Origin of the sequence: Pseudomonas sp. NPDC008258 (genome assembly GCF_042956345.1) — a bacterium.
Classification (GTDB): Bacteria; Pseudomonadota; Gammaproteobacteria; order Pseudomonadales; family Pseudomonadaceae; genus Aquipseudomonas.
In genome coordinates, this window is record NZ_JBIBGE010000009.1 from 138,028 (window position 1) to 157,452 (window position 19,425).

Consider the following 19,425-nt stretch of genomic DNA (forward strand, 5'->3'; position numbering starts at 1 on the left):
CGTTATTTCCTTAACGTGGTGTTCAACCTTTGTTCGAGCGAGGTGAGGATGTTTTGCAGGGTAGTGTTCACCTCATCGTCGTTAAGAGTGCGCGATGGATGCTGCCAGGTCAAGCCAACGGCAAGGCTTTTTCTATCAGGATCAATGCCTTTACCTTGGTAGACATCAAACAGCCTGAGGTCTGTGAGCCATTCGCCTGCATTGTCACGAATTAATTCAAGCACCGCGCTGGCAGCCACGTCACGGCCGGCGATCAACGCCAGGTCGCGGCGGGTTTCCGGGAACTTGGACAGCTCGCTGAACTTCGGCAGGCGGCCTTCGACCACATCGCCCAGCACCAGCTCGAACAGGAACACCGGGCGGTCCAGGCCCAGGGCCTTGGCCAGCTCCGGGTGGATGGCGCCGAGGTAGCCGACCAGTTTGCCGTCGCGTTCGATGGCGGCGGTTTGGCCTGGGTGCAGGGCGGGGTGTTTGCCGGCGCTGAAGGTGAAGTCGCTCAGGGCGCCAGAGTAGCCCAGCAGGGCTTCCACGTCGGCTTTAACGTCGAAGAAGTCGACACCGTCGCGGCCGTTGGCCCAACCTTCTGGCAGGCGGCTGCCGGTGATGACGCCGGCAATCATTGGCTGCTGCTGCAGGTCGCCGAGTTGGCCAACGAAGCGCAAGCCACTTTCGAACAGGCGCACGCGGTCTTGCTGGCGGTTCAGGTTGTGTTGCAGTGCCTTGACCAGGCCCGGCCACAGCGACGCGCGCATGGCGGCCATGTCACTGGAGATAGGGTTGGCCAGCAGCAGTGGCTCTACGCCCGGGCTGAACAGTTCGAACAGTTTCGGGTCGATGAAGCTGTAGGTGATAGCTTCCTGGTAGCCGCGGGCAACCAGCAGGCGGCGCAGGGTTGGCAGGTCACCGCGGGTTTCCGGCTTGCCCTGTGGGGCCAGGCGGGCTTGCGGGTAACGTACCGGCAGGTTGTTGTAACCGTACAGGCGGGCCAGCTCTTCGATCAGGTCCACTTCCAGGCTGATATCGAAGCGGTGGCTTGGGACGTTGACGGTCCACTGCCCTTCCCCGCTCTTGGTCGTGGTCAGTTCCAGTGCGTTGAGCAGTTGCTCGACCTGGGCTGGGTCCATTTGCATGCCGAGCATCTGGGTGATGCGTTCGTCGCGCAGGACGACCGGGGCCACTTGTGGCAGGTGCTGTTCGCTGACGGCTTCGACTACCGGGCCGGCTTCGCCGCCGACGATGTCGAGCACCAGCTGGGTGGCGCGTTCGATGGCTTCGCGGGCCAGTTGCGAATCGACGCCGCGCTCGTAGCGGTGCGAGGCATCGGTGTGCAGGCCGTAGGAACGGGCTTTACCGGCGACGGAAATCGGCTCGAAGAAGGCGCTTTCCAGGAACAGGTCGCGGGTTTTTTCGGTGTTTACACCGCTGTGCTCGCCACCCATGACGCCGGCGATGGCCAGGGCGCGGGTGTGGTCGGCGATGACCAGGGTGTCGGCGCGCAGGGCAACTTCCTGGCCGTCGAGCAGGACGAGTTTTTCGCCCTCTTCGGCCATGCGTACGCGAATGCCGCCGTTGATTTCTGCCAGGTCGAAGGCGTGCATCGGCTGGCCGAGTTCGAGCATCACGTAGTTGGTGATGTCGACGGCGGCGTCGATGCTGCGTACGTCGCTGCGGCGCAGGCGTTCGACCATCCACAGGGGGGTCGGCTTGCTGAGGTCGACGTTACGGATAACACGGCCCAGGTAGCGTGGGCAGGCGGCCGGGGCGCTGACTTCCACCGGGCGCACTTCGTCGTGGGCAGGCGCTACCGCTGGCACCACCGGGCGGGTGACCGGGGTGTCGTACAGGGCGCTGACGTCGCGGGCCAGGCCGGCGATGGACAGGCAGTCACCGCGGTTCGGCGTAAGGCCGATTTCGATGCTGGCGTCGTCCAGGTTGAGGTAGGTGCGAATGTTTTCGCCTACCGGGGCGTCGGCTGCCAGTTCCAGCAGGCCGTCGTTCTCTTCGCTGATTTCCAGCTCGGCTGCCGAGCACAGCATGCCGAAGGACTCGACGCCACGCAGTTTGGCCTTTTTGATCTTGAAGTCGCCAGACAGCTCGGCGCCGATCATGGCGAATGGAATCTTGATGCCTGGGCGGGCGTTAGGCGCGCCGCACACGACCTGGAACGTTTCCTGGCCGTTGGATACCTGGCACACGCGCAGCTTGTCGGCGTCCGGGTGTTGTTCGGTGGCGAGGATTTCGCCCACGACAATGCCGCTGAACTGGCCGGCAGCGGGGGTTACGCTGTCGACTTCGAGGCCGGCCATGGACAGGCGGGCGACCAGTTCGTCACGGGAGACTTGCGGGTTTACCCAACCGCGCAGCCACTGTTCACTGAATTTCATGCTGTTCTCCTGAAAGTTGCGTCGATTGGGCCTAGCGGAATTGCGCCAGGAACCGCAGGTCGTTGTCGAAGAACAGACGCAAATCGTTGACGCCATAGCGCAGCATGGCCAGGCGCTCGGCGCCCATGCCGAAGGCGAAGCCCTGGAACTCTTCAGGGTCGATGCCAGACATGCGCAGCACGCTTGGGTGCACCATGCCGCAACCCATCACTTCCAGCCAGCCGGTTTGCTTGCATACGCGGCAGCCGTTGCCGGAACACATCACGCACTGGATGTCGACTTCGGCGGACGGCTCGGTGAAGGGGAAGAACGATGGGCGGAAACGTACCGCCAGTTCTTTTTCGAAGAACACGCGCAGGAATTCTTCGATGGTGCCCTTGAGGTCGGCGAAGTTGATGTCGCGATCGATCAGCAGGCCTTCGACCTGGTGGAACATCGGCGAGTGGGTGATATCCGAGTCGCAGCGGTATACGCGGCCAGGGCAGACAATGCGGATAGGCGGCTGGGTGGACTCCATGGTCCGTACCTGCACCGGCGAGGTGTGGGTACGCAGCAGCATGTTGGCATTGAAGTAGAAGGTGTCGTGCATCGCCCGGGCCGGGTGGTGGCCGGGGATGTTGAGCGCTTCGAAGTTGTGGTAATCGTCTTCAACCTCTGGGCCTTCGGCAATGCCGTAGCCGATGTGGGTGAAGAACTGCTCGATGCGCTCGAGTGTACGGGTGATCGGGTGCAGGCCACCGGTGGCCTGGCCGCGGCCTGGCAGGGTGACGTCAATGCATTCGGCTGCCAGGCGAGCGCTGAGCTCGGCTTCTTCAAAGGCGGCCTTGCGGGCATTGAGCACAACGGTGACGCGCTCTTTGGCATCGTTGATCAGCGCGCCGACTTTCGGCCGCTCTTCGGCTGGCAGGTTGCCCAGGGTCTTCATCACCTGGGTCAGCTCGCCCTTCTTGCCGAGATAATTAACCCGGATCTGTTCCAGGGCGTTGATGTCTTCAGCGCGTTCCACGGCCTCTAGGGCTTGGGAGACCAGCGCATCCAGGTTTTCCATGTACAGACTCCAGATACGAAAATAGGGGAAGAGCTTTGAAGGCTCTTCCCCTATCGATGACGTTCAATGCCCGACGGCGCCAGCGCCGCCGGGTGATTGTCGCGGGTACTTAAGCCAGAACGGCTTTAGCTTTCTCGACAATCGCAGCAAACGCCGCTTTTTCGTTCACTGCCAGATCGGCCAGAACCTTACGGTCGATTTCGATCGAAGCCTTTTTCAGGCCAGCAATCAGACGGCTGTAGGACAGACCGTTGGTGCGGGCACCGGCGTTGATACGAGCGATCCACAGTGCGCGGAACTGACGCTTCTTCTGGCGACGGTCGCGGTAGGCGTATTGGCCTGCCTTGATGACCGCTTGCTTGGCTACGCGGAATACGCGCGAGCGTGCACCGTAGTAACCTTTAGCCAGTTTCAGAATTTTTTTGTGACGCTTACGAGCGATAACGCCGCGCTTAACACGAGCCATGAGTAACTTCCTCTATCTTAACCAGAATTAACGAACGCGCAGCATGCGCTCGACTTTTGCCACGTCGGACGGGTGCAGCAAGCTGGCACCGCGCAGTTGACGCTTACGCTTGGTCGACATTTTGGTCAGGATGTGGCTCTTGAAAGCGTGCTTGTGCTTGAAGCCCGAAGCTGTCTTCAGGAAGCGCTTCGCAGCACCGCTCTTGGTTTTCATTTTTGGCATGTTGAACTCCGCATTCGAAAAAAATTACACAATAATCATCAGGCCTGCCGTGCCCGGGAGATTACTTCTTCTTTTTGGGGGCGATGACCATCATAAGCTGGCGTCCTTCCATCTTCGGATGCTGCTCAACGGTGCCGTATTCGGCGAGGTCGGCTTCGACCCGCTTCAACAGCTCCATGCCCAGCTCCTGGTGGGCCATCTCACGGCCGCGGAATCTCAGAGAGATCTTGGCCTTGTCCCCATCGGTAAGGAAACGTACCAGGTTGCGTAGTTTTACCTGGTAATCCCCATCCTCCGTCCCTGGACGAAACTTGATTTCTTTGATCTGGATCTGCTTCTGGTTTTTCTTGGCTTCGTTGGCCTGCTTCTTCTTTTCGAAGAGGTGCTTGCCGTAGTCCATGACCTTGCAGACCGGTGGTACCGCGTCTGCAGAGATTTCTACCAGGTCCAGCTTCGCTTCATCAGCGATACGCAGCGCTTCATCAATCGAGACGATGCCAACCTGCTCGCCGTCTGCGCCAATTAACCGAACCTCGCGGGCCGAGATATTCTCGTTGATCGGGGCCTTCGGTACAGCACGCTTATCGTTTCTCATTTCACGCTTAATAGTCATTACTCCGATTCTTGGCGACCACGCCGGGAAACCGCTTGTGTCAGAAGCTCGGCGAATTGGGCGACGGGCATGGAGCCCAGGTCTGCGCCTTCGCGAGTACGCACTGCGACGGTTTGCGTTTCGACTTCGCGGTCCCCTATAACCAAAAGGTACGGGACCTTGAGCAAAGTATGCTCGCGGATTTTAAAGCCGATCTTCTCATTTCTCAAGTCCGACTTGGCACGGAAACCGCTACCGTTCAGAGATTTCTCAACCTCAAGGGCGAAATCGGCCTGTTTGTCGGTGATGTTCATGATCACGGCCTGGGTAGGTGCCAGCCAGGCCGGGAACACGCCAGCGTAGTGCTCGATCAGCATGCCGATGAAGCGCTCGAACGAACCGAGGATGGCGCGGTGCAGCATGACCGGGCGAATTCGGCTGTTATCTTCGGCGATATAGCTGGCGTCCAGGCGCTCTGGCAGGTTCGGGTCGTACTGCAGGGTGCCGCACTGCCAGTTACGGCCGAGGCAGTCGCGCAGGGTGAACTCGATTTTCGGGCCGTAGAAGGCGCCCTCGCCTGGCTGGTATTCCCACTCAAGGCCGGATTCGTTCAAGGCGTCGGCCAGTGCGCTTTCGGCACGGTCCCACAGCTCTTCGGAGCCCACACGCTTGGCCGGACGGGTCGACAGCTTCATGGCGATGTCGGTAAAGCCGAAATCCTTGTACACATCCAGGGTCAGCTTGATGAAGTCGGCGGCTTCTTTCTTCACCTGTTCTTCGGTGCAGAAGATGTGCGCGTCATCTTGCACAAAGCCACGCACTCGCATGATGCCGTGCAGGGCGCCGGACGGCTCGTTACGGTGGCAGGCACCGAACTCGGCCAGGCGCAGCGGCAGGTCGCGGTAGCTTTTCAGGCCCTGGTTGAACACCTGCACGTGGCACGGGCAGTTCATCGGTTTTACCGCGTAATCACGGCTTTCCGACGAGGTGGTGAACATGTTCTCGGCGTAGTTGGACCAGTGGCCGGAACGCTCCCACAGGATACGGTCGACAACCTGCGGGGTCTTGATTTCCAGATAGCCGTTGGCGCGCTGAACCTGGCGCATGTACTGCTCGAGCACCTGGTACACCGTCCAGCCGTTGGCATGCCAGAACACCATGCCCGGGGCTTCTTCCTGCAGGTGGAACAGGTCGAGCTGCTTGCCGATCTTGCGGTGGTCGCGTTTTTCGGCTTCTTCGATGCGCTGGATGTACGCAGCCAGCTGCTTCTTGTCGGCCCAGGCGGTGCCGTACACGCGTTGCAGCTGCTCGTTCTTGGCATCGCCGCGCCAGTAGGCACCGGACAGCTTGGTCAGCTTGAATGCCTTGAGGAAGCGGGTGTTCGGCACGTGCGGGCCGCGGCACATGTCGACGTATTCTTCGTGGTAGTACAGGCCCATGGCCTGCTCATCCGGCATGTCTTCGACCAGGCGCAGCTTGTAGTCTTCGCCACGGGCCTTGAACACGTCGATGACTTCGGCGCGCGGGGTCACTTTCTTGACCACGTCGTAGTCTTTTTCGATCAGCTCCATCATGCGCTTTTCGATGGCGGCCATATCTTCAGGGGTGAAGGGGCGCTCGTAGGCGATGTCGTAATAGAAGCCTTCGTCGATGACCGGGCCGATGACCATCTTGGCGGTCGGGTACAGCTGCTTCACCGCGTGGCCGACCAGGTGGGCGCACGAGTGACGGATGATCTCCAGTCCCTCTTCATCTTTAGGGGTGATGATCTGCAGGGTGGCGTCGTGGCTGATCAGGTCGCAAGCATCGACCAGTTTGCCATCGACCTTGCCGGCCACGGTGGCCTTGGCCAGGCCGGCGCCGATGGACGCGGCAACGTCGGCTACGGATACGGCGTGATCAAACGAACGTTGACTGCCATCGGGAAGAGTAATAACGGGCATGGCGCCTCCTCTCCTAGTGGTGACCCCTACCAAAGGTCACGTGGGTTGGGATGAGCCAGTACAAGATCCGACCTGCCTTCCTGAATAAGGAAGCCTGCCTCACAGTGGCAGAAGCCTTTCGGCTTGCAAGGGACGAACCAGAGTGACTGGAAAGAAATAAAGATAGCTGCAGGCTGGAAGTTGTCAGCTGCAGGCCGGGCATGCTAGCACGCGGGTTGCACCCCAGGCAGAAATATTTGGTAATTGCAGCTTTCGGGTGAACTAACGCGGAAAAATTCCTATCAGACCTTGGGAGGCAACCTACTCTTGATGAGACCTTAACCCAAGGAGTAACTGGTTATGCGAGTTCCGTCTCTTCTGGCCCTGGCGGCCGCTGGGGCCCTGCTGCTGCCCATGGCCGCGAATGCTGGCAACTTCCCACCAGGCAGGGAAGCTGGCTATATGGCTCAGTGCACGCAAGTGGCCAGCGGCCAGCGCGTTGACGCTGCCACCGCAAAAAAACACTGCGAATGTGGCGCCCAGGCGATCAAAAAGAATTTTACCGACGCAGAGATTGCTGACCTGGACAGCAAAGATGGCGTAGATGCCAAGCTGATGCAGAAGGCCCAAACGGTCGTGCAACAGGCCTGCGCGCCGAAGAGCTGAACCCTTAAAGCTGGGGCTGATCAGCTTTTTTTTGCGCTGGATCAACATCCGATGGAGGTAAAAGGGGCTACATCCGCAGAATTAGACTATGATGTCACCTGTGCCAGACTGCTCAGGCGTCTATGGCACTTCGAAAAATATCAAGTTTCTGGAGATTCATCCCATGTCCAATCGCCAAACCGGCACCGTCAAATGGTTCAATGATGAGAAAGGCTTCGGCTTCATCACCCCACAAGGCGGCGGCGACGACCTGTTCGTTCACTTCAAAGCCATCGAATCCGACGGCTTCAAGAGCCTGAAAGAAGGTCAGACTGTTTCCTTCGTCGCCGAGCGCGGCCAGAAGGGCATGCAGGCTGCTCAGGTTCGTCCGGAGTAATTCGGAAGCTGCGAAAAAACCCGCCCTTGTGGCGGGTTTTTTTATGGGCGTTGCACCACCCTGCCCTGACGTCTTCGCGGGCAAACCCGCTCCCACAGGGCCTTGTGCCTAGCCTGTGGGAGCGGGTTTACCCGCGAAGAGGCCTTTGCATCAACCGCAGTTGACGCGGGTCACCACACCTTGCTCGTTCACATTCAGGTTCAGCCGCTCGGAGCGGTACTCCAGTGTTACCACATCATTTGGCTTGAGAATGCGTGCCATCTGCGAGCCGCTGGCCTTGCGCGCTTGCTCCAGCAGTTCGGCACTGCCCTGCTTGCCAATGGCAAAATCGGCACCGCTGGCTTCGCAGCGGCCATCGTTGCCGGCCGACGCCGCAGGCGCGTTGCCGCCATCAGAACTACCACCAGTGCTGCAACCAGCCAGGACAGCAGCCACCGCCAGGGTTGCCAGGTAAGCACGGGTACGGAACATGAAGCCTCCTAAATCGATCTGGGAACTGTCTGTTCCGACAGCTCCACCAAGAATTCGTTGCAAAACCGCGCAAGTCTGCCTGAACCAGGCGCCCTGAGCGAAAGGCAATCGTGACCGAATTTTACCGGTCGGCCGACGAGGCGCTTGGTTTGCGCTGCAAAGTCATGATTTACTTTAGGAAGTGAAGGCACAGTGCCTTCCCCCGAATACTAGGATCCGGTATTCGCCCCTCCGCCCCGGGCCCCAAGCGAGAGCCTTTCATGAGCAACCACAGCATCGATGCCGATATCAAGGTCAAATGGGCCGAGGGCCAGAGCGCGTACAGCCCTGGCACGCCGGAGGAGTTGCTGCTGATCGCCATCGACCTGCTGGTGCGCGACAACGGTGCCGAAGCGGCACGCAGCTTCATCGACCAGGTGTTCGAGCGCTACGCGCCGCACGCGGCTATTCCAATCGCGCCAAACGGGCGCTGAGCAGGTCGAACAGGCCTTGCGCATCGCCCTGCTCCACCCACAGCACGTTTGCGGGCTGCTTGAGCACGCCGTACCAGTCAGCGAGGGTCTGGCCGAAGCTTGGGCCTTCGCGGCTGTCGATGCTCATGTGGATGCGCCGGCCGCTGAACAGTTCGGGCTTTAGCAGATAGGCAATGACACTGGCGTCATGCACCGGGCCGCCGGGCATGCCGTACAGGTTCATGTCGTAGGTGATGTAAGCGTTGAGTATATCCACCACCCGTTTGCTGGCCTGGTTGTTCACGGCGGCCAGCTGTTTGAGGCGGGCATCGCTGGTCAGCAGCTTGTGCGTGACATCCAGTGGCAGGTAGGTGAGTTGCACGCCACTGGCCAGCACCACCTGTGCAGCATGCGGGTCGGCGTAAAGGTTGAATTCCGCGGCCGGGGTGATGTTGCCACCGTTGAAATGGGCGCCGCCCATGACCACCACTTCCTTGATGCCTTTGGCGATGTCCGGGCGCTGAATCAGCGCCAGGGCCAGGTTGGTCTGCGGGCCGAGCATGGCGACAGTGATGCTGTGGGGTTCGGCCGCGCCCAGGGTGTCGACCAGGTATTGCACGGCATTGCCTTGGGCCAAGGGCTTTTTCGGTTCATGTACTTGTACGCCGGTCAGGCCTTCTTCGCCGTGGACATCAGCGGCGTAGATGGGCGAGCGCACCAGTGGGCGGCCGGCGCCGGCGTACACGGGAATGTCTTCGCGGCGGGCCCATTCGCGGGCCAGCCGGGCGTTGCGGGAGGTTTTATCCAGGCGCACGTTGCCGGCCACGGTGGTGATGGCGCGGATGTTGAGTTCGTCGGGCGAGGCCATGGCAAGGAACAGCGCGACCACGTCGTCGGCACCGGGGTCGGTGTCGATGATCAGGTCGATCGGGGCGGCCTGGAGGGTGGTGGCTGTGGCCATGAGGGCGAGTCCTTGTAGCAAAGGTTTGAGCATGGGGTGTCACTCCGCGTTGCCTGAAGAAATATTCCTGAATAACCGCAACACCCTGTGGGAACGGGTTAACCCGCGAAGATTCCAGCGCGGTGGATGGCACCGGCTTCGCCGATGCTAACGGCAGTTCGACGCCTCGGTGAAAGCGCTCCCACAGGAGGCTTCTCAGGCGAGGACTGTAAGCTAGAACGTAACGCCGGAGATCAGGGAAATATTGCTATAAGGCTGGCACTCCCCCGTGCGCACCACGGCGCGGGCACTGCGTGACAGCACCTTGAATTCTTCATGGCTCAGCCATTCGCGCTTGCCCAGCTTGCCCTTCAACCGTTCGATCTCGACCAGTGCCGGCGGTACCACTTTCTGCATTTCTTCAGCCAGCACATGCCGTTCTACCTGCAATTCGCTTAGCACTGCGCGCAACACACTGGCGAAATCCGGCAAGCCTGCTGTAACGGCCAGGTCGATCAGTTCCACACCCGGCGGCACCGGCAGGCCGGCATCACCGATCACCAGGATGTCGCCGTGCCCCATGCCCGCGATGGTTCGCGACAGGGCAACGTTCAGCAGCGGGGTTTTCTTCATGGTGCAAGCTCCGCCAGGTAGGGAATCGATGGCTGGGCGCCAGCACGGGTCACCGACAATGCCGCCGCACGCTGGCCGAAGGAGATGGCGTCGCCCTCCCCCAGGCCCCGCACCAGGCCTGCGGCGAAGCCCCCGATGAAGGTGTCGCCTGCCGCCGTGGTATCCAGCGGTTGTACCTGCGGCGCCGGGAAGTGCTGGTGGCCTTGGTCTGTAACCAGCAACGCCCCTTGCGCCCCCAGGGTGATGATCACTTTGCCTGCCCCCAGTTGCAGCAAGCGCTCGCCTGCGCGCCGGGCACTGTCCTGGTCGGTCACGGGCATACCGGTCAGGGTTTCGGCCTCGCTTTCGTTGGGCGTGAGGTAATCGATGCGGGCGAACCAGTCTGCCGGCAAGGGGCCTGTGGCAGGTGCCGGGTTCAGGATGACTTGCTTGCCCAGCTCGCGTGCCCTGGCCAGGGTCCAAGCCACGGTGTCGGCTGGCACTTCCAGCTGGCAGATGACCACCTCGGCCGCCTGCAACAGCGCATCGAAGCGCTGCACCGACTGCGGCGTCAGCAGGCCGTTGCCGCCGGGAATGATGACGATGCAGTTCTGGCTGGCAGCGTCCACGATAATCAGCGCCACGCCACTGGACACCCCAGGGCAGGTGCTGACGCCCTGGCAATCGATACCCTCAACGTACAACGCCCGGTGCAGTTGCCGACCATAATCATCGTCACCCACATTACCGATCATCGCCACGCTGCCACCCAGCCGCGCCACAGCCACGGCCTGGTTGGCACCCTTGCCGCCCGGCACGGTGAAAAAATGCTCGCCGGGAAGGGTTTCGCCGGCCCGGGGCAGGCGCTGGGCCCGGGCCACCAGGTCTATGTTCAGGCTACCCACTACGACGACCTTGGCACTCATGACATTTCCTTAGCGTTAGCGGTAATCGTTGAACAGATCCGGGCGCGGCCCGGTGGACTCGCGCAATACGATGCGCGGGGCAACGATGCGTTGCTCTGCCACGCCCTGGCGGGGCGTGACGATGCGCGCCAGCAACAGCGACGCGGCGTTTTCGCCCAGCTCGCGGATGGACTGGCCCACGGTGGTCAGCGGCGGGTACACGTAGCGGCTGAGTTCGATGTCGTCGAAGCCGATGACCGAAAGCTCGCCGGGCACGTTGATATTGCGCTCGGCCGCAGCGCGCAGCACGCCAAAACCGATCATGTCATTGCCGGCAAAAATCGCCGTGGGCCGCTTGCCCTCCAGCAGCTGCGCCGCCGCTGCATGGCCGCCGGGGCTGGTGAAATCGCAATGCAGCACGCGGTTACCCTGCACCTGCGCCCCGGCCTCGGCCATGGCCCGGCGAAAACCGCCCAGGCGCAGCTGGGTAACCCCGGTTTCGACGGGGCCGCCGATGTAGGCGATGTCCCGGTGCCCCTGCTCCAGCAGATGCCGGGTAGCCAGGTAGGCGCCCTGCTCGTGGTCGATGCGCACCAGGTCGGCATCGACACCTTCCAGCTCGCGGTCGACGATCACCATCGGTGTGCGCACGCTGGCCAGGCTTTGCAGCAGGTCGCAGTCCTGGCCCACCGAGGCCACCACCAGGCCGTCGACGCGCTTTTCCAGCAGCACGCGCAGGTAGTTGCGCTGCTTCTGCGGGTTGTCGTCGGAGTTGCACAGGATCACGCAGTAGCCGTTGCGCTCGCAGGCGTCTTCGATGCCCCGCGCCAGTTCGGCAAAGTACGGGTTGACGCTGTTGGGCACCAGCAGGCCGATGGTGGCCGTGCTGCGCGCCTTGAGTGAGCGCGCCACGGCGCTGGGCACGTAGTCCAGTTCGAGGATGGCGGCTTCAACCTTCACCCGCACCTGCTCGCTGACCGGTCGGGTCTTGTTCAATACATGGGACACGGTGGTGTAGGAGATACCCGCCAGTGCCGCGACGTCTTTGATGGTTGCCATGTCTTCAGTTCCGCCGGCCTGCACGCCGGCTACGGTAGGTGTCGAGCACCACGGCGATGACAATCACCGCCCCGGTGATGATGCGTTTGGTGGGTTCGCTGGCACCGATCTGCGCCAGCCCGGCGGCCAGCACCGAAATGATCAGTACGCCAAAGAACGTGCTGATGACCGAGCCGCGCCCGCCCATCAGGCTGGTGCCGCCGATCACCACGGCGGCGATCACCTGCAGCTCCAGGCCGGAGCCGGCATTGGGGTCGGCCGCTTCAAGGCGCGAAATCTGGAACAGTGCGGCCAGGCCGGCGAGCAGGCCCATCAGGGCGAACACCAGCACCTTGTAAGGGCGCGGGTCGATACCGGCCAGGCGCACGGCCTCCTCGTTGGTGCCGATGCCGATCAGGTAGCGGCCGAACACGGTGCGGGTCAGTACCAGTTGGGCCAGCACGATCACCAGCAAGGCAATGATGAACGCGGGTGATATGCCAAAGGCGACCGGGTTGGAGAACCAGGCATAGGCATCGCCGATGTAGGCGGTGCGCGAGTCGGTGAACTGGTAGGCCAGGCCCCGGGCCATTTCCAGCACGCCAAGCGAGACAATGAAAGACGGAATGCGCCAGGCCACGGTGACGCCACCGGTAATGCTGCCGGCCAGCGCAGCCACGGCCATGCCCAGCAACGCCGAGGGCAGTACGCCCCAGCCCCAGCCCAGAATCGCCACGCTCACCGTGGAGGCAGCCAGGGCCAGTACCGAGCCTACCGAAAGGTCGATGCCGCCGATGATCAGCACAAAGGTCATGCCCACCGCCAGCACCATCAGGTCGGGGATCTGGTTGGCCAGGGTGCTGAAGGTGTTGTACGACCAGAAGTGGCTGCTGAGGAACGAGAACAGCACGATCATCGCCAGCAAGGCGCCGGCCAGGCCCAGGTAGGTGCCCAGGCCAAAGTAGGTGCCACTGCGGCGCACGGGGGCGGCGCCTTGGCTGTCAAGCGGGGTGGTTTTCATGCATCCATCCTGGGGGCTGCATCGTGCAGCAGTGCGTCACGTTTCTGATAACCGGCAAAGGCAGCAGCCAGCAGCTGGTCCTGGCTCCAGTGGTCGCGGTCGAAGGTGTCGATCAGGCGACCGGCAGACAGCACGGCGATGCGGTCGCAAATCAGCATCAGCTCGCGCAGGTCGCTGGACACCACCACCAAGGCCTTGCCCTGGCGCGCCAGTTCGGCCAACAGGCCATAGATGTCGAACTTGGCGCCAACGTCAATGCCACGGGTAGGCTCGTCGAACAGCAGCACCTGGCAGTCGCGCTCCAGCCAGCGGCCGATCACCACCTTCTGCTGGTTACCGCCAGACAGCTCGCCCACCACTTGCTGCGCGCCGGCACTGCGAATGCGCATGGCCTGGATCTGGCGCTCGGCCAGGGCCTTTTCTGCCTCGCCGTCCAGCACCCCGGCACGCGATACCGCGCCCAGGTTGCCCAGGGCAATATTGGCGCTGATCGATTGCGTAAGCAGCAGGCCTTCGCCTTTGCGGTCTTCGGTAATCAGTGCAATACCAGCCCGTACTGCGGCCTTTGGCGAATCGATGGTGACCGCTTGTAGGGGCTGACCCAGCGCAATGCTGCCGCTGTCGGCGCGGTCGGCACCGTAGATCAGCCTCAGCAGCTCGGTACGGCCGGCGCCGATCAGGCCGGAGATGCCAAAGATCTCCCCTGCCCTGACTTCGAATGACACCTCACGCACCTTGTCGGCACGGCTGAGCCTGTCGACCTTGAGCAGTGGCGCACCGATCTGCCGGCGGCCCAGGTCGATATGCTCGCCCAGCTCGCGGCCGACCATCAGGTTGACCAGCTCGGCGCTGCTGTAGCGCTGGATAGGCTCGTCGCACACCCGTTTGCCGTCGCGCAGCACGACGATGCGCTGGGCCACACGCTGCAACTCTTCAAGGCGGTGCGATATGTAGACGATGGCCACGCCGCGCTCGCGCAGGCGTTCGATCTGGGTGAACAGCAGCTCCACCTCGCGGGCGGTGAGCATGGCGGTGGGTTCGTCGAAGATCAGCACATGGCAGTCGCCGATCAGGTTGCGGGCGATCTCGACCATCTGCTGATGGCCGATGCCCAACTCGCCGACCGGGGTGTCCGGGTCGATGGCATCGAGCCCGACCCGGGCCATGGCGGCCGTGGCCAACTGGCGCAGGCGTTTGTGGCTGATCCAGCCGAAGCGGCTGGGCAGGTTGTCGAGAAACAGGTTTTCCGCCACGGTCAGCGTGGGCAGCAGGTTGAGCTCCTGCATGACCATGCGCACACCCAGGCGCTCGGCCTCGCTGCGGCTGCCGGGCGCGTAAGCCTGGCCGCGATAGGTCATGTGCCCGGTGGTGGGGGTTTCCAGGCCACTGATGAGCTTGGACAGGGTGCTCTTGCCCGCGCCGTTTTCACCGGTAAGGGCCAGCACTTCGCCGGCCCGCAGGTTCAGGCTGACCTCGCCGAGCACGGGCTGGGAGTAGGTCTTGCCCAACCCGCTGGCGGCGAGTACCACTTCATTGGCCGATGCAGCCATGGCCGCTTCTCCTGCCAGCAATCAGGGCTTGGTGATGAGTTGGACCGGGGTCTGGATGACGTTGTCGGCGTCCACATCCGGTTTCTCGCCCTTGACCATTTTCAGCGCGGCCTGGATGCCGTACACCGCCTGCTGGCTGGCTGCCTGGTCGAGGGTGGCGAGCACACGGCCATCCTTGAGCATGGGTTTGATGGCGTTGATGTTGTCGTAGCCCACCACTTGCACCTGGCCGGCCTTGCCGGCGGCGCGCACGGCCGACACCGCGCCCAGGGCCATGCTGTCGTTGCCGGCCAGCAGGGCTTTCAGGTCGGGGTATTCGTTGAGCATGGAGGCCGCGACGGCGTTGCCTTTGTCGATTTCCCAGTTGCCGCTTTGCACCGAGACGATGTTCATCTGTGCGGCTTGCATGGCCTCCTTGAAGCCGGCCGTGCGTTGCTGGGCATTGGTGGTGGTCGGCACACCTTCGATGATGCCTACCTGGTCACCGGCCTTGAGTTTCTGGCTAGCCAGGTAGTCGCCAACCAGACGCGCACCCTTGCGGTTGTCGGGGCCGACGAAGGGCACGCTGATGCCTTTGCTCCTGAGCAGGTCAGGGTCCAGGCGGTTGTCGATGTTGATCACCACCACGCCTTGGTCCATGGCCTTCTTCACTGCCGACACAAGCGCCTTGGAGTCGGCCGGGGCGATCACCAGGGCCTTGGCGCCAGCGTTGACCATTTGCTCGACGATGCGGATCTGCTCGCCGGTGTCGGTCTCGTTCTTGATGCCGTTGGCGATCAGGTCGAATTCGTTGGAATGGGCCTTCTGGTAGTCCTTGGCGCCGTCTTCCATGGTGCGGAAGAACTCGTTGGCCAGTGACTTCATCACCAGGGCGACCTTGGGCTTGTCTTCGGCATGGGCGGCAGACAATGGCAGGGCGAGCGAAAGGGTGGAAACGACAGCGAGGGCCAGCAGACGGCCGGGGAACGGCAGTTTCATGGACGATGACTCCGAATCTTGTTTTTTTATCGGATCGCAAACGTTTGCGGTACCTAACTATGGAAACAGGACCGGGGTTTGTCAAATCCGTTTTGCGGTCGGAGGCAAAAGACTACTGGTGCTGATTATCCAGAATTTTTCCGAAAAGCCGAACACCTTTTCCTATGCTTGTTCGGATTCACGAATGGAATACTTGCCCTTTGTGGGAGCGGCCTTGTGTCGCGATGGGCTGCGCAGCAGCCCCGGGATGTGTGTCAAGGCACCGACTTCGGGGGCGCTTCGCACCCCTTTCGCGACGCAAGGCCGCTCCCACAAAAGCAGTACGCGCAAGCTGGTATGAAAGATGCCTCCAAGCCTGTGCGACTCAAAAATCATCTCACTAGGAAGAGAGAGAACAATAACGATGAATGCCGCATTGAAAACCTTCGCCCCCAGCGCCCTTGCCCTGCTGCTGATCCTGCCCGCCACCGCCTCGGCCAAAGAAGCCGAAACCCAACAGAAACTGGCCAACGTGGTCATCCTCGCCACTGGCGGGACCATTGCCGGCGCCGGCGCCAGTGCCGCCAACAGTGCCACTTACCAGGCCGCCAAGCTGGGCGTCGACAAGCTGATTGCCGGCGTACCGGAACTGGCCGACATTGCCAACGTACGCGGCGAACAGGTGATGCAGATTGCCTCGGAAAGTATCAGCAACGAAGACCTGCTGAAGCTGGGCAAGCGTGTCGCCGAACTGGCCGACAGCAAGGACGTCGACGGTATCGTCATCACCCACGGCACCGACACCCTGGAAGAAACCGCCTACTTCCTCAACCTGGTGGAAAAGACCGACAAGCCGATCGTGGTGGTCGGCTCGATGCGCCCGGGCACCGCCATGTCTGCCGACGGCATGCTCAACCTGTACAACGCCGTGGCCGTGGCCAGCGACAAGCAGTCGCGTGGCAAGGGCGTACTGGTGACCATGAACGACGAGATCCAGTCCGGCCGTGACGTAAGCAAGTCGGTCAACATCAAGACCGAAGCCTTCAAGAGCGCCTGGGGCCCGATGGGCATGGTGGTGGAAGGCAAGTCCTACTGGTTCCGCCTGCCGGCCAAGCGCCACACGGTCAACTCCGAGTTCGACATCAAGCAGATCAGCAGCCTGCCCCAGGTGGACATTGCCTATGGCTATGGCAACGTCACCGACACCGCCTACAAGGCGCTGGCGCAAAACGGTGCCAAGGCGCTGATCCATGCCGGTACGGGCAACGGTTCGGTGTCGTCGCGGGTGGTGCCGGCGTTGCAGGAGCTGCGCAAGAATGGCGTGCAGATCATTCGCTCGTCGCACGTAAACCAGGGCGGGTTCGTGCTGCGCAACGCCGAACAGCCAGATGACAAGAACGACTGGGTCGTGGCCCATGACCTGAACCCGCAGAAAGCGCGGATTCTGGCGATGGTGGCGATGACCAGGACTCAGGACAGCAAAGAGTTGCAGCGGATCTTTTGGGAATATTGAGCCCTGATAGGGTGTGCCGGCGCATACATCGGCGTCGGCCACCTCACGAGGCAGATCTAGGCTCTACCGGAATTCATCTGCCATTCTGGCGGCAGCTGGCCCAAGTTACGCAGCGTCTGGGCCATTGTGATCAATCGCCATAACAGTTATCCCATCAGGGGCGCAGGTTGCCTGCGTGTATGAAGTGGGATATGAGGCTTGCCATTAAGTGCCGAGGATTCGACGGACGGCCACCGGCGTACACAGCTAACGTACGCTCAACGGCTAGACGCAGAGGGAGTCAGCGGTTGAGTGACAGCGAGTCTTCAAGCACCCTCAGCAACGCGGCAGCTCGCCGTTCATAGGCGGCGGGGCCGGCGTACATCAGTTCCACATACAGGCTGTCGATGATGCCCTGATAGGCATCGGCATACAGCGCCACGCGATCGTACCCGGCTGTCCGGCCGTGGCGAGCTTGCAGGGCCTGGCAGAACCCTTCACGGATGCCGTCCAGATATTGTTCAAATCCCGATGTAACAATCGGCTTGATGCTCGCTGGGGGCAGGAATGCGGTGCGCAGCACGAAGCGCAGCTGGGCCGAGCCGCAATAACGTTCGGCCAGGTGCAAGGCCAGCCAGTGCCCGGGCGCCAGGCCGTCGTCGGCCTCCTGCTCGAATGCGTGCTCGACAAAGGCCGTTTCCTGCGCCAGAGCTCGCTCGAACACCTCCACGAACAAGGCATCCTTGTTGGCGAAGTGCGCATACAGGGAGGCCTTGCGCATGCCGGCCAGCTGGGCAATTTCGTTTAGCGAAGAAGCGTCGTAGCCGTACTCGGCAAAGTGGCCGACGGCGGCATCGCACACGCGTACCGCAGAAGGGGAAAGGTCTTTCAACTGCATCGCTCCGTCAGGGGCGCGGCGGGCCGCGTGCGTCTTGAGCAGGGATTGTGGTGATCGAAATCGCACGGGTCAATGCTTCTAAGGAAATTTGACAGCCCATGGAAAGCCCCTGTTTGACCTTGCCAGACTCGGCGCATAATATCCGCCAACCTACCGGACGGTAGGATAAAAATCAGTCAGAGAAAACCATGCAAGCAAACCCCTCTCCTCCGCTACCCTTCCGCTTCGCCCTGGGCCTTGGCCTGGTCGGCGCGCTTGGCCCATCCGCCGTCGACATGTACCTGTCGAGCCTGCCGGAAATCGCCAACCACTATCAGGCCAGCTTTACCCAGGTACAGCTGACACTCACCTTCTTCCTGCTGGCCATGGGCGCCGGCCAGCTGGTCTTCGGTCCCATCGTCGACGCCTGCGGCCGACGCAAGCCGTTGTTGGCCGGCCTGATGCTGTTCATCCTCTGCTCGCTCGGCGCCGCAGCCGCCCCCAGCCTCGACACCTTGATCGCGCTGCGCTTCTTCCAGGGCCTGGGCAGTGCACTGACCCTGGTGGTGATCATGAGCATGGTCCGGGATGTAAGCCAGGGCGTCGAAGCCACCAAATTGTTTGCCCTGCTGATGACCATCGAAGGTGTGGCCCCCATTTTGGCGCCGGCTCTGGGCGGTATGATCGACACCCATTTCGGCTGGCGTGCGGTGATGCTGGTACTCGCCGGCATGGGCCTGGCGGTGCTGGCCAACAGCCTGTTCAACCTGCTGGAAACCCTGCCACCCGGCAAACGCGAACCCCTGCGCCTGGGCCACGCCTGCCGCACCTACATTGCCCTTCTGGCCGACCGCCGCTTCCTACGGCCGACCCTGGCAGTGGCGGCGGTGTTCTTCTTCCTGTTCGCCTACATTGGCGGCGCCACGCTGGTGTACCAGGCCCACTACGGCTTGAGCGCCCAAGCCTTTGGCCTGCTGTTCGGCGCCACCGGCGTATCGGTCCTGGTCGGCGCCATGGCCGCCAGCCGCCTGATCAACCGCCTGGGCCTGAAGACGCTGACACGCCTGGGCGTGCTGTGCATGGCCGGCGGTGCCTGCACCAGCCTGCTCGGCGCCCTCACCGGCCTGGGCCTGCCAGGTGTGGCCGGTGGCATGGTGGTGGCACTGTTCGGCCTGGGTATTGCCGAATCGACGCTGATGTCGTTGGTGATGGCTTCGCAGCAGAAGTCGCTGGGCTCTACAGCGGCCATGCTGGGTGCCATCCAGTTGTCGGTGTCTGCCAGTGCTGCACCCCTGGCCGCAGTGGTACTCAACCACGGCCCCACCGCCTGGGCCGCATTGCTGGCGCTGTGCACCCTGGTGGTGTGCCTGCTGACCGCCCAGAGCCTGCGCGACACCCCTGCCAGCTTTTCCCTCGCCGGGCATTGATGCCTAG

At 62.1% G+C, this 19,425-nt stretch carries 20 protein-coding genes; 5 read left to right on the top strand and 15 right to left on the bottom strand.

What is annotated here, in order from left to right; genetic code table 11:
• Positions 1-2: 2 nt before the first annotated feature.
• From pheT to thrS, 6 genes are all read right to left on the bottom strand, one after another.
• Positions 3-2,384: a phenylalanine--tRNA ligase subunit beta gene (gene pheT / locus ACFY9W_RS09840; RefSeq protein WP_391129057.1), complete on the bottom strand. Its 2,382-nt coding sequence runs from the start codon at positions 2,382-2,384 to the stop codon at positions 3-5.
• Positions 2,385-2,415: 31 nt separating this feature from the next.
• On the bottom strand, positions 2,416-3,432 hold the full coding sequence (gene pheS, locus ACFY9W_RS09845; protein ID WP_016487883.1) for a phenylalanine--tRNA ligase subunit alpha: 1,017 nt from the start codon (positions 3,430-3,432) through the stop codon (positions 2,416-2,418).
• A gap of 109 nt (positions 3,433-3,541) precedes the next feature.
• Complete coding sequence (rplT, locus tag ACFY9W_RS09850; protein ID WP_003250671.1) at positions 3,542-3,898, bottom strand: 50S ribosomal protein L20; 357 nt, start codon at positions 3,896-3,898, stop codon at positions 3,542-3,544.
• A gap of 27 nt (positions 3,899-3,925) precedes the next feature.
• Positions 3,926-4,120, bottom strand: coding sequence for a 50S ribosomal protein L35 (gene rpmI, locus ACFY9W_RS09855; RefSeq protein WP_003250667.1), 195 nt, complete (start codon positions 4,118-4,120; stop codon positions 3,926-3,928).
• Positions 4,121-4,181: 61 nt separating this feature from the next.
• A complete protein-coding gene (gene infC / locus ACFY9W_RS09860) occupies positions 4,182-4,733 on the bottom strand; it encodes a translation initiation factor IF-3 (protein ID WP_012052879.1) in 552 nt (183 codons plus the stop codon).
• Positions 4,733-6,655 (bottom strand): threonine--tRNA ligase, encoded by a 1,923-nt coding sequence (gene thrS / locus ACFY9W_RS09865; protein WP_391129061.1) that lies wholly within the window; start codon positions 6,653-6,655, stop codon positions 4,733-4,735. The genes infC and thrS overlap by 1 nt, the downstream gene beginning before the upstream one ends.
• Positions 6,656-6,994: 339 nt before the next feature.
• Here thrS and ACFY9W_RS09870 point away from each other — a divergent pair, with 339 nt between their 5' ends.
• A complete protein-coding gene (locus ACFY9W_RS09870; protein ID WP_391129064.1) occupies positions 6,995-7,300 on the top strand; it encodes a hypothetical protein in 306 nt (101 codons plus the stop codon).
• A 163-nt stretch (positions 7,301-7,463) separates the two neighbouring features.
• Positions 7,464-7,676, top strand: coding sequence for a cold-shock protein (locus ACFY9W_RS09875; protein WP_012273095.1), 213 nt, complete (start codon positions 7,464-7,466; stop codon positions 7,674-7,676).
• 150 nt (positions 7,677-7,826) lie between these two features.
• On the opposite strand, the gene ACFY9W_RS09880 is transcribed toward ACFY9W_RS09875, so the two are convergent.
• On the bottom strand, positions 7,827-8,147 hold the full coding sequence (locus tag ACFY9W_RS09880) for an I78 family peptidase inhibitor (protein WP_391129067.1): 321 nt from the start codon (positions 8,145-8,147) through the stop codon (positions 7,827-7,829).
• A 260-nt stretch (positions 8,148-8,407) separates the two neighbouring features.
• Between ACFY9W_RS09880 and ACFY9W_RS09885 the strand changes: the two genes are divergently transcribed.
• Positions 8,408-8,620: a hypothetical protein gene (locus ACFY9W_RS09885; RefSeq protein ID WP_391129070.1), complete on the top strand. Its 213-nt coding sequence runs from the start codon at positions 8,408-8,410 to the stop codon at positions 8,618-8,620.
• Here ACFY9W_RS09885 and ACFY9W_RS09890 read toward each other — a convergent pair.
• The 7 genes from ACFY9W_RS09890 to ACFY9W_RS09920 form a co-directional block, all read right to left on the bottom strand.
• Positions 8,592-9,593: a nucleoside hydrolase gene (locus tag ACFY9W_RS09890; RefSeq protein ID WP_391129073.1), complete on the bottom strand. Its 1,002-nt coding sequence runs from the start codon at positions 9,591-9,593 to the stop codon at positions 8,592-8,594. The genes ACFY9W_RS09885 and ACFY9W_RS09890 overlap by 29 nt on opposite strands.
• Positions 9,594-9,773: 180 nt before the next feature.
• Positions 9,774-10,172, bottom strand: coding sequence for a D-ribose pyranase (gene rbsD / locus ACFY9W_RS09895; RefSeq protein WP_391129076.1), 399 nt, complete (start codon positions 10,170-10,172; stop codon positions 9,774-9,776).
• Complete coding sequence (gene rbsK / locus ACFY9W_RS09900; protein ID WP_391129079.1) at positions 10,169-11,077, bottom strand: ribokinase; 909 nt, start codon at positions 11,075-11,077, stop codon at positions 10,169-10,171. Before rbsK ends, rbsD begins: the two co-directional genes overlap by 4 nt.
• Before the next feature lie 15 nt (positions 11,078-11,092).
• Positions 11,093-12,115 (bottom strand): substrate-binding domain-containing protein, encoded by a 1,023-nt coding sequence (locus tag ACFY9W_RS09905; RefSeq protein WP_391129082.1) that lies wholly within the window; start codon positions 12,113-12,115, stop codon positions 11,093-11,095.
• Between the two features lie 4 nt (positions 12,116-12,119).
• Entirely contained in the window at positions 12,120-13,115 is a 996-nt protein-coding gene (locus ACFY9W_RS09910) for an ABC transporter permease (protein ID WP_119370603.1), read from the bottom strand.
• Positions 13,112-14,665 (bottom strand): ATP-binding cassette domain-containing protein, encoded by a 1,554-nt coding sequence (locus ACFY9W_RS09915; RefSeq protein ID WP_391129086.1) that lies wholly within the window; start codon positions 14,663-14,665, stop codon positions 13,112-13,114. Before ACFY9W_RS09915 ends, ACFY9W_RS09910 begins: the two co-directional genes overlap by 4 nt.
• Before the next feature lie 21 nt (positions 14,666-14,686).
• A complete protein-coding gene (locus ACFY9W_RS09920; protein WP_391129089.1) occupies positions 14,687-15,643 on the bottom strand; it encodes a substrate-binding domain-containing protein in 957 nt (318 codons plus the stop codon).
• 403 nt (positions 15,644-16,046) lie between these two features.
• Here ACFY9W_RS09920 and ACFY9W_RS09925 point away from each other — a divergent pair, with 403 nt between their 5' ends.
• Complete coding sequence (locus tag ACFY9W_RS09925) at positions 16,047-17,135, top strand: type II asparaginase (RefSeq protein WP_391129091.1); 1,089 nt, start codon at positions 16,047-16,049, stop codon at positions 17,133-17,135.
• 280 nt (positions 17,136-17,415) lie between these two features.
• Here the strand turns inward: ACFY9W_RS09925 and ACFY9W_RS09930 are convergent, their stop codons facing one another.
• The gene (locus ACFY9W_RS09930; RefSeq protein WP_391129094.1) at positions 17,416-18,012 is read right to left on the bottom strand and encodes a TetR family transcriptional regulator; all 597 of its coding nucleotides are present in this window, start codon (positions 18,010-18,012) and stop codon (positions 17,416-17,418) included.
• Between the two features lie 188 nt (positions 18,013-18,200).
• Between ACFY9W_RS09930 and ACFY9W_RS09935 the strand changes: the two genes are divergently transcribed.
• On the top strand, positions 18,201-19,418 hold the full coding sequence (locus ACFY9W_RS09935; protein WP_391129097.1) for a Bcr/CflA family efflux MFS transporter: 1,218 nt from the start codon (positions 18,201-18,203) through the stop codon (positions 19,416-19,418).
• Positions 19,419-19,425: the final 7 nt, after the last annotated feature.